The 10,389-nt window shown below is 62.2% G+C and carries 9 protein-coding genes; 3 read left to right on the forward strand and 6 right to left on the reverse strand.

Annotated features, from left to right (window positions below; all coding sequences use genetic code 11):
• Positions 1-153: 153 nt before the first annotated feature.
• The gene (gene glnA, locus AOP79_RS10720; RefSeq protein WP_062073448.1) at positions 154-1,584 is read right to left on the reverse strand and encodes a type I glutamate--ammonia ligase; all 1,431 of its coding nucleotides are present in this window, start codon (positions 1,582-1,584) and stop codon (positions 154-156) included.
• A 181-nt stretch (positions 1,585-1,765) separates the two neighbouring features.
• Here glnA and AOP79_RS10725 point away from each other — a divergent pair, with 181 nt between their 5' ends.
• Positions 1,766-2,194 carry an RDD family protein gene (locus AOP79_RS10725; protein WP_062073450.1) on the forward strand — a complete coding sequence of 143 codons (429 nt, stop codon included), beginning with the start codon at positions 1,766-1,768 and terminating at the stop codon, positions 2,192-2,194.
• A gap of 25 nt (positions 2,195-2,219) precedes the next feature.
• Here the strand turns inward: AOP79_RS10725 and AOP79_RS10730 are convergent, their stop codons facing one another.
• The 3 genes from AOP79_RS10730 to lipB are packed head-to-tail and all read right to left on the reverse strand — an operon-like array spanning position 2,220 to position 4,686.
• Positions 2,220-2,915, reverse strand: coding sequence for a DUF4191 domain-containing protein (locus tag AOP79_RS10730; RefSeq protein ID WP_062073453.1), 696 nt, complete (start codon positions 2,913-2,915; stop codon positions 2,220-2,222).
• Between the two features lie 59 nt (positions 2,916-2,974).
• The gene (lipA, locus tag AOP79_RS10735; protein ID WP_062073455.1) at positions 2,975-3,994 is read right to left on the reverse strand and encodes a lipoyl synthase; all 1,020 of its coding nucleotides are present in this window, start codon (positions 3,992-3,994) and stop codon (positions 2,975-2,977) included.
• Complete coding sequence (gene lipB, locus AOP79_RS10740) at positions 3,991-4,686, reverse strand: lipoyl(octanoyl) transferase LipB (RefSeq protein WP_062073457.1); 696 nt, start codon at positions 4,684-4,686, stop codon at positions 3,991-3,993. Before lipB ends, lipA begins: the two co-directional genes overlap by 4 nt.
• Positions 4,687-4,767: 81 nt before the next feature.
• Between lipB and AOP79_RS10745 the strand changes: the two genes are divergently transcribed.
• Both AOP79_RS10745 and AOP79_RS10750 read left to right on the forward strand, forming a co-directional pair.
• Positions 4,768-6,957 carry an MMPL family transporter gene (locus AOP79_RS10745; RefSeq protein ID WP_152648102.1) on the forward strand — a complete coding sequence of 730 codons (2,190 nt, stop codon included), beginning with the start codon at positions 4,768-4,770 and terminating at the stop codon, positions 6,955-6,957.
• 65 nt (positions 6,958-7,022) lie between these two features.
• A complete protein-coding gene (locus AOP79_RS10750; protein WP_062073462.1) occupies positions 7,023-8,264 on the forward strand; it encodes a serine/threonine-protein kinase in 1,242 nt (413 codons plus the stop codon).
• Here AOP79_RS10750 and AOP79_RS10755 read toward each other — a convergent pair.
• Positions 8,239-9,138 carry a TIGR01777 family oxidoreductase gene (locus AOP79_RS10755; RefSeq protein WP_062073464.1) on the reverse strand — a complete coding sequence of 300 codons (900 nt, stop codon included), beginning with the start codon at positions 9,136-9,138 and terminating at the stop codon, positions 8,239-8,241. The genes AOP79_RS10750 and AOP79_RS10755 overlap by 26 nt on opposite strands.
• 7 nt (positions 9,139-9,145) lie before the next feature.
• Positions 9,146-10,389 (reverse strand): 2-oxoglutarate dehydrogenase, E2 component, dihydrolipoamide succinyltransferase (gene sucB, locus AOP79_RS10760; RefSeq protein ID WP_174435661.1); only part of this gene is annotated, 1,244 nt, incomplete at its 5' end.

Below are 10,389 nucleotides of genomic sequence, written 5' to 3' on the forward strand. Positions count from 1 at the left end.
GCAGGAAGCCTGTGCCTTATGCGCGCAGAAACTGGCACGCGTTGCTTACTGCGGCAAAGAGTTGAGTGGGCATGTGGAAGGCACTGCGCTCATGACAAAGGCCCGCCTCCCCGAGAGGGGAGACGGGCCTTTGTGTGTAGCCGAGGCTAAGACTTAGCAGTCGTAGTACAGCTCGAACTCGTGCGGGTGGGGACGGAAGCGCAGCGGGTCAATCTCGTTGGTGCGCTTGTAGTCGATCCACTCGGCGATGAGATCCTCGGTGAACACGCCGCCCTCGGTGAGGTAGGAGTGGTCGGCCTCGAGTGCGTCGAGTACTGCGGGCAGCGAGTCGGGAACCTGAGGGATCTGAGCGTGCTCCTCGGGAGGAAGCTCGTACAGGTCCTTGTCGACCGGTGCGGCGGGCTCGATCTTGTTCTTGATTCCGTCCAGGCCAGCCATCAGCAGAGCGGAGAATGCGAGGTAAGGGTTACCGGAGGAGTCAGGCGCGCGGAACTCGATGCGCTTTGCCTTGGGGTTCGAACCGGTGACGGGGATACGCACTGCAGCGGAACGGTTACGCGCCGAATACACCAGGTTCACAGGTGCCTCGTAGCCGGGCACCAGGCGGTGGTAGGAGTTCACGGTGGGGTTCGTGAAGGCAAGCAGCGAAGGAGCGTGCTTGAGGATTCCACCGATGTACCAGCGTGCGGTGTCCGAAAGGCCGCCGTAGCCAGCCTCGTCGTAGAAGAGGGGCTCGCCGTTCTTCCACACCGACTGGTGCACGTGCATACCGGAGCCGTTGTCGCCGAACAGGGGCTTCGGCATGAAGGTCGCGGTCTTGCCGGCCTTCCACGCGACGTTCTTGACGACATACTTGAACTTCATGAGGTCGTCAGCAGCGTGCAGCAACGTGTTGAAGCGGTAGTTCACTTCCTGCTGGCCAGCGGTTCCCACTTCGTGGTGCGCACGCTCAAGGTCGAGGCCGACCTCACCGAGCACGGTGCAGATTTCGTCGCGGAGGTCCGCCATCTGGTCGCCAGGCGACACGGGGAAGTATCCACCCTTGATGCGGGTCTTGTAACCCAGGTTGGGCGAGCCATCGGCTTCGGTCTCCTTGCCGGTGTTCCACCAGCCCTCGGACGAGTCGATGTGGTAGTAGCCCTCGTGCTCGTTGGTGTCGAAGCGCACGGAGTCAAAGAGGAAGAACTCGGCCTCAGGGGCAAAGAATGCGGTGTCGCCGATGCCGGTCGACTTCAGGTATTCCTGAGCCTTCATGGCAACGTTGCGGGGGTCACGCGAGTAAGCCTCGTCGGTGAACGGGTCAACGACCGAGAAGTTGATGACGAGTGTCTTGGCCTTGCGGAACGGGTCGATGAATGCGGTCTCGAGGTCCGCGATCAGCTTCATGTCCGATTCGTTGATGGCCTGGAAACCGCGGATCGACGAGCCGTCGAACGCTGCGCCGTCTTCAAGCACGGTTTCAAACTGGTGTGCGGGGACGTTGACGTGCTGCATCGCACCGGGCAGGTCGCAGAAGCGAATGTCGATGTATTCGACAGCTTCGTCCTTCACATATGCGATTGCCTCGTCGGCATTCTTGAACATCCGTGTACTCCTCGTGAGTATTGGTCTAGCCGGGAATGGCAGTGGCCACTCTACGGCGACGGGATTTCCCTGAGATTCGCCCAATGTTACAAACATGTTTCATGGGCCACCGGGCGCGCCACCATCGTGATGACGTCGGTGTCGCTTATGACCATACACCCCGCCCCGTTACGATGGCCCGGTGACTGATGAGCGCGATCCAGAAACTGAAGAAGGCCCAAAAACATACGCTGGCCGGCGCCTTTCAGGCATCGCGCTCGACTGGACGTTGTGTCTGTTGATCTCGTCCGCGTTCTTCGCCCAGCCGGCTTACGAAAACACGAGCGGTCTTGAAAGGGTGCTCGTCGCCGGTTCCCCGACTGCGACACTCGCAATCTGGGCAGTGCAGCATTGGATCTTGGTGGGGACCCTCGGCACCACAATCGGGCATCGCCTGGTCGGGGTACGCGTTGTCCGCGACGACGGCGCGTCGATGGTGGGACTGATCAAGTCGGCGGGGCGGACGGTACTTCTGGGACTGGTGATTCCTGCGGTCGTGTGGGGGCCAGACGGACGCGGTCTGCATGACCGAGCCGTCGGAACCCACATCGTCTCGACTCGCCGGGACTAACTCCTGGAGCCTTGGTGCCTGAGGTTTAGCGGCCCCTCATCGACTTGCGGTCAGGACGTGCACGCATCGGGTCAACACCCTTAGGAATCGGCAACTTCTGTCCACCGATTGCGCGCAGACGCGCCTCGACCTGCCCGCGCTGGTGCTTGTTGAGAACCTTCTTGCGCTTCTTGATGGTCGAGTTGAGCTTCTTCAGCTGAACCTGGCCCTCGGCGGCACCCACATAAATGGTGTCGACAGGGACACCGGGCACTAGCTTGTTGATGCGGCGCGTTGACGCCTCGACCTGCTTACGTGCTGCGTTGCCGCCTTCCGCGAGCAACACGACACCGCCCTTACCCACGCCGTAGAAGACAACACCACGACCACGAGGGTCCACGGACATCGGCTGTTCTTCGAACTTCCATCCACGACGAATGGACTGTGCGATGGCAACAGAAGCGCCTGGCTGACCTTCCATCTGAATGTAGGCGTTGCGCTCAAAGCGCCGCGTCAGTGTGTACATCGCGGCAAGCAACCCCATGGGGATGGCGAGCACGAGCGAATACACCAGCACCCATGTGGACCCGGACAGCATGCCAATGGCAACTGCTGCACCGATGATGATCACCGGGATTCCGATGAGCAGCGGTACGAGCCACTTGTCGTGTGGTGCTGTGGAGGTATACGCCTGCTTGACCAGGTGGCGCATCTTCGGCTTGCTCTGAGGTTCCTTCGCCATAATGCGCGCCAGTCTAGTCGCCTGGAGGCGTGCCGTGGGTCACATTCGTCGAGAGCGGACTAGCAAGAGGGGCGTGAGGGGCGTCCTACGAGCACAGAAGCCTCCTGGCGGGCATCCATTGGTTCGCCCAGGTGCTTGAGAGCGTCAGGGATTTCGCGGCCCTTGCTCGTCATCGCTTGACCCCACAAGCGGCCTGCGCGGTAAGAGCTGCGCACGAGCGGTCCCGACATGACGCCGAGGTAGCCCATCTCTTCGGCCGCGTCTGACAGGTCCACGAACTCTTCGGGCTTGACCCAACGGTCAACAGGGTGGTGACGAGGGCTGGGACGAAGGTACTGCGTGATGGTGATGAGATCACACCCGGCATCGCGGAGATCCTGAAGCGCCTGGATAACTTCCTCCATGGTCTCGCCCATCCCAAGAATCAGGTTGGACTTGGTCACCATGCCGTCCTTCTGCGCCTCAGTGATGACCTGGAGCGAACGTTCGTAACGGAACGCAGGGCGAATGCGCTTAAAGATTCGTGGAACCGTCTCCACGTTGTGAGCCAACACCTCTGGCCGCGACGAGAACACCTCGGCGAGTTGATCGGGATCTGCGTTGAAGTCCGGAATGAGGAGTTCAACGCCGGTATCGGGGTTCAGCTCATGAATCTTGCGGACAGTCTCGGCATAGAGCCACGCGCCACCATCATCAAGGTCGTCGCGAGCCACGCCAGTAATCGTCGAGTACTTCAGCCCCATCTGCTGCACGGACTGCGCGACCTTGAGGGGCTCGGTGCGATCAAGCGGTGAGGGTTTGCCAGTGTCGATTTGGCAGAAGTCGCAACGGCGCGTGCACTGTGCGCCGCCAATAAGGAACGTTGCCTCGCGGTCTTCCCAGCACTCAAAGATATTTGGACAGCCCGCTTCTTCACACACGGTGTGGAGGCCGCCACTCTTGACCAAGGACTTGAGCTCCGAATACTCAGGGCCCATGGTGGCTTTGGTGCGGATCCACTCAGGCTTGCGCTCGATCGGGGTCTCGGCGTTACGGGCTTCGATGCGAAGCATGCGGCGGCCTTCGGGTGCGAGGGTCACACGGTCTCCTTGTGCGGTTCGGTGACAGGGGCGTCGGTAGACGCTTGAGTCTCCCAGCGTACGTGGGCTAGGGCGGCGGTAAGAAACGCGCGCATGGGCGCGTCGACATCATGGATGGTGACATCGTGGCCAAGCTCTTGGCTTAACGACGTCACGCCGGCATCAGAAATGCCGCAAGGGACGATGCGTGAGTACGCATCGAGATCGGGGTTGCAGTTGAGCGCGAAGCCGTGCATGGTCACGCCTCTCGCAACACGGACACCGATGGCGCACACTTTGCGTTCAGGGCGGAGCCCAGCTGCAGGAAGCCACACACCTGACCGACCCTCAACTCGCATCGCCTCGAGGCCCAGCGAGCCACAGAGGTCGATCACGGATTGTTCTAGGGCTCGCACGTAGCGCACCACATCAATGGGCTCCGCCAAACGGACGATGGGGTAACCCACCAATTGCCCAGGACCATGCCAGGTCATGCGGCCACCGCGGTCAACTTCAACAACGGGAGTGCCATCCACTGGACGGTCCCACGACCCGGTGCGTCGTCCCGCTGTGTAGACAGACTCGTGTTCGACGAGCATGACTGAATCTTGGCGTGCCCCAGCGACGCGCTCCGCATGCCACCGCCGTTGCAGATCCCAGCCTTGGGCGTAGGGAAGCAACGCGGTGCCGAGGTCGATGGGGACGAATTCCATAGTCTCCCAGGCTAGTACGCCTCTCGGTTGGTGGATACCGGGAATAGAAAGGCTTGGTAAGGCGTATGGAAACATATGAACATGTCCCCATCGCGAGCGTGGCTACGGCCCGTCATTCTTGTCCTGATTATTGCTGCCTGGCTCGGCGTTGGCGCCATGGGTGGTCAAACTTTTGGCAAGTTGTCGGAGGTCCAAGAAAACGAGGCTTCCGCGTTCCTTCCCGAGTCTGCTGAATCCACGCAAGCTGCGCAGTTGCAGCAACAATTCTCTCCGTCAACATCTGTGCCTGGCATTTTTGTGGTCGATGGCATCTCAGGTGAAGAGGATCTCGCCACGGTGAGCCAGTTCGTTGATGATGTGGTCAACACATCTATCGAAGGTGACACCGAGGGGCGCACCATCGGTGACGTCCTTCTCCCTCCAGCGAGCGAGCAGATGCCGCAGGTCATCCCGTCCGAAGACGGCGAGGCCGCGCTGGTGGGCTTCAGCGTTGATGCCGCTGTGGTCGAGGAGACGGTGGGAGAGGAATCCCTAGGACTCCTCACCGCAGACACAATTCGCAACGTGTGGACCGAGCAGGATACGGAACTCGACGGCCACCTGACGGGTGGACTTGGAGTGCTCGCGGACCTCACCGAGGCCTTCGCCGGCATCGACGGGATCCTCCTGGTGGTGGCTCTCGCCGTGGTGCTCGTCATCCTGCTGATTGTTTACCGCAGCCCTGTACTGCCGTTCTTGGTGCTCGCAACATCAATGATTGCGCTCACAGGTGCCATCCTCGCGGTGTACGCCATGGCTAACGCCGACATCATCACTCTTAACGGCCAATCGCAGGGCATCATGTTCATCCTCGTCGTGGGCGCCACCACGGACTACGCACTCTTGCTGGTGGCCCGCTACCGAGAAGAACTCCTCCGGGTGCCGTCGCCATATCAAGCCATGGCGCGCGCGTGGCGGCGCTCGCTCGAGCCCATCGCGGCATCGGCCATCACCGTCATCCTCGGTCTACTCGTTCTCTTGCTGAGCGACCTCAAGTCCAACGCCGCTCTCGGCCCCGCCGGTGCGCTTGGCATCACCGCTGCATTTATTGCCGCCTTGACCTTGCTGCCGGCATTGCTTCTCATCGGCGGCAAGCACGCACGTGGCGTCTTCTGGCCGTCAATGCCGCGCTACAACGAGGAACAGAGCGACACTGACGCCGACCCGTCCGAGGGCAAGGGCTTCTGGCCCAAGGTTGCACGCGGCGTCAGCGCTCACCCGCGCAGGACGTGGATCCTCGCCGCGGCCGGTCTCGTGGTGCTGAGCGCATTCCTGCCGACGTTCAAGAACTCTGGACTCGGTGAGCAGGAAGTCTTCACGACTGAGACCGACTCAGTCCTCGGTACCGAAGTTCTCGAAGCGCACTTTGATGCAGGAGCCTCATCACCCGTGAGGATCTTCGTGCCCGAACAAGACGGAGAAGCCGCTCTCGCAGCGACCCAAGAGGTTGACGGCATCGCTGAGGCCTCCTTCCTCACCCCATCGGTGGCACAAGGCGCACCAGCGGGTGCCGTACCCAACGAAGAACCACTTGTTGTCGATGGCATGGTCGAGGTCGTTGCCGTGACAGAAGTCGCATCGAGCTCGAACGAAGCCTCCGACATCGTGGCAGAGGTGCGCGACAACGTTCAGGAGGTGAACGAAGAAGCGCTTGTGGGCGGTAAGGCTGCGGAACAACTTGATACGCGCCTGACGACGCAGCGCGACACCCTCATCATCATCCCGACGATCCTTGCCGTGATTCTCATTGTGCTGGTGTTCCTTCTGCGAGCCATCGTGGCACCGGTAGTCATCGTGTTGGCCAATATCCTTTCTTACGGTGCCGCCATCGGTCTGTCCGCGATCCTGTTCAACACAGTGTTCGGGTTCCCCGGATCGGATCCGGCTGTTCCGCTCTTGGGCTTCGTGTTCTTGGTGGCGCTCGGCGTGGATTACTCGATCTTCCTGATGTCCCGTGCCCGCGAGGAGTCGCTGGTACACGGAACCCGAGCCGGTACTCGCCGTGCGCTCGCCGTCACCGGTGGAGTGATCACATCTGCGGGAATTGTGCTGGCCGCCACGTTCGCGGCACTCGGGGTCATTCCGTTGATCTTCCTCGCTCAGATTGCCGTGATTGTCGGCGTCGGTGTCCTCATCGACACGTTTGTGGTGCGTTCCTTGCTGGTTCCAGGACTCGTGACCGAACTTGGCCGCAAGTCATGGTGGCCGTGGCAGCGAGGCATTGAGGACTGATACGCAGATGCCTTGCACCTGTGGATAACACGGTAAGGCGGTAGCAAAGCGGGCAGTGTGGTGTGATGGCTGACACCACACTGCCCGTTTTGCATCGCGTGATTGGCTCGACTCCGGGCCTCGCCGACCGCGTACGTGACCGCGCACGTGCCTTGGGTGGTCTGGGCAGCCCCGACATCCTCGTACCTCACCGCATATCTGTGCGAAGCGATGGCACGGTCATTGCCGATGTCCCCATGGTCGACGGCCAAGACATCGCTGAACTTTCGCGTGTGCGGGCACCCCTGGACGCAACTGAGTGTGTGTGGCTAGGCGTACGAGTTGCTCGCGCCGTGGCGCGACTTCACGCGAGCGCTCTCATTCACGGCGACATCTCGCCCAGCAATGTCGTGGTGGGCCCCCGGGGCATCGTCCTGGTCGACACCCTCGCGCCGCTGTGTGAGGACGAGAACGGCACCATGGGCTTCCGCGCACCTGAGGTCATCGCGGGTGCGGCGAGCTTCGCGAGCGACGTCTACTCTTTGGGCCGATTGCTGCGCTGGTCAGCCTCAGAAAGCGCGCTGGCATCAGTGCAAGCGGTCACCCGCACCATGGTTGACCCGGATGCAAACCTACGGCCTGTGATGGAGGACGTTCCGGCGCTTTTAAGAGGTGTGGGGACCGAGCAGGCCATCAAGCCCACGGCGCAACTCGACATCGCCTCACACGTCCGCTCGCAAGCCGGTGTGCGGACGTCGAAGATTCCCTCCGGACGTTGGTGGCGTGCACGCCGGTGGTCATTGCGATTGGCCACAGCCATGGGAGTGGTGGCTGCGGCGACCGCCGCGTTCTTGCTGATGCTTCCCGACGATGAAGCGTCTGTGGCTCTTCCCGTTGCCGCGGCGGCGGAACCCGCACCGGTGGCATCGGGACTGGCGGCGTCGGGAGGCGCTACTGAAGGTCCAGGCGAAGCCGCGCTGCGCCTGACACAAGAGAGGTTCGATGCCTTGGCAACGGCTGATGCGTCACAACTGGAGACGCTTGTCGTCGCTGGTAGCGGGGTTGCTGGAACTCTGGCCACCATTGGCGATGACCTGCGTGAGGGCAATCTACGTTATGACGGGCTTGCCGTGACGTTGGGCGATGCCGCCATCTTGAGTGCGGGGGAGACCACGGCAGAGGTTTCAGTGACCTATGAGGTGAGTGCCCACTCGGTGTCTCGCGCGGGAGTGAGAGAGGCTATTCCCGGCTATGTAGAGACCGCAGTGCTCGTACTCGATCGCACGCCAACCGGATGGAAGGTTAGCGAAGTCCGGCCTCGTGCATGACCCATTCGGCGGCAGTCGTGATCTCTGGGTGGTGCCATGAGAAGCCGCGACGATTCAGTACCCCTGGGCGTGCAAACTGACTCAGGAGAAGATCTTCCGCGGCCGGACCAATTGCTGTGCGAAGAGCCCATGCGGGAACCGGGAACCCCGGCTTCTTGCCCGCGGCCTCAGACATGACGCGGATAAACTCGCGGTCCCGCACTGCGATGGGGGCAATGAGGTTCGCGGGACCGTCGTGATCCGAATCCATGAGAAACCGCATTGCACGTACTTCGTCGTCGAGAGTGATCCACGAGTGCCACGCTTTGCCGCTCCCAAGTCGCCCCAGCAACCCACGTCGCACGAGAGGGAGGAGACGTGCGGCGAATCCGCCGTGTCCAGCGAGGACCAGCCCCGTCCGGCAATAGACGGTGCGAATGCCAGCCTCCTCAGCTGGTTGGGCCGCGGCTTCCCACTGGGTCACGATGCGAGCAAGGAGCGAGTTCCCTGGGCCCGAGCGCTCATTCAATTGCTCTTCGCCGCGGCCCCCGTAGTAACCCATCGCGGATCCCTGGATCAGTACGCCGGAAAACTCCGCGTCACGTAGTCCGCGGACCAGGGTGCCGGTAGAGCTCAATCGTGACGTCAGCACCACTTTTGCGTAAGAATCGGTGAGGCGTTTGTCGCCGATGGAGGCTCCAGCGAGGTTCACCACGGCATCGGCATTGGCGAGTACCTCGGTGTCGATTTCCCCGTTCTGGGGGTCCCATGCCGACTCATCTGGTCCGTGTGCTTCGCGACGGACCAAGGATATTGCCTCGTGGCCGTCCGACCTCAGCGACTTCTGCAATGCAGTGCCGATGAGGCCGGACGAGCCAGCGATGACGATGCGCATAGGTGCTCTACAGGCCAACCTCGGACTCGAAGGCACCGGCCTCGATGCGCTTCTTGACCGTCTGCAAGAACTTCGCAGCATCGGCGCCGTCCACGATGCGGTGATCGTAGGACAGCGGGAGGTAGACCATCGGACGGATCGAGATCACGTCTTCGCCGTTCGGGCCGGTCACGACCACAGGGCGCTTGATGATCGCGCAAGTGGCGAGAATTCCGACCTGCGGACTAGGAACGATCGGGGTGTCGTGTAGCGTGCCGCCCGACCCCGTGTTCGTCACCGAGAACGTGCCATTCGAGATGTCCTGAGCCTTCAGACCGCCGTCACGTGCGCGCGATGCGAGATCGGCGATCTCCTTCGCGTGCTCGCCTACGGTCTTGTCCTCGGCGTTGTACATGGTCGGAAGCATCAGACCCTTGGGCGTGTCGACCGCCAGCGAGAGGTTCACCGAGTCGTGGTAAACGATGCTGTCGCCATCGACCGATGCGTTCAGGAAGGCGTGCTCGGAGAGTGCTTCCGAAACGGCACGAGTAAAGAACGGCAGGAACGTGAGCTTGACGCCCTCTCGCTCCTGGAAGCCGTTCTTGGCCTTGTTGCGCAACGCCCAGATCTTGGAGCAGTCAACCTCGACGACGGAGGTGAGCTGCGCCATTCCGTGCAGCGACTCCATCATCTTGTCGGAGGTGATCTTGCGGATACGGCTCATCTTGACCGTTGTGCCACGAAGGTCGGAAACCTTTGGCGCCTCCGCAGGGGCTGCGGCAGATGCCGGTGCCGGTGCCGAGGTCTGCGCCGGAGCGGCGGCAGACGCAGCCTTGGGAGCAGCATCGGCGGCAGCCAACACGTCCTCCTTGCGGATACGTCCTCCTACGCCGGTGCCCGCAATAGCGGCGAGGTCCACGCCGCGTTCCTTGGCGAGCTTGCGCACGATCGGCGTGACGTAGCCCGAACCTTCGCTTGTTCCCGCATCGGTCGACGCAGGTGCGACGGCGGGCGCGGAAGCCGCGGCGGCGGGTGCCGATGCGGGTGCCGGCGACGAAGCCGGTGCTGGCGACGAAGCCGGTGCTGGCGACGAAGCCGGTGCTGGCGACGATGCCGGGGCAGGAGCCGAGGCGGCCTCCTGAGCCGATGCGGGCGTGGGCTGCGGTGCTGGGGCTGATTCCTGTGCCGGGGTCGCGGGTGCGGATGCTGGCTCGGGAGCGGACTCCTGGGCGGGCTCTGCGCCTGCGTCGCCGATGCGGGCCAGAACTGCGC

The sequence above is a fragment of the Demequina sediminicola genome, from assembly GCF_000975055.1.
In the GTDB taxonomy this organism is placed as follows: Bacteria; Actinomycetota; Actinomycetes; order Actinomycetales; family Demequinaceae; genus Demequina; species Demequina sediminicola.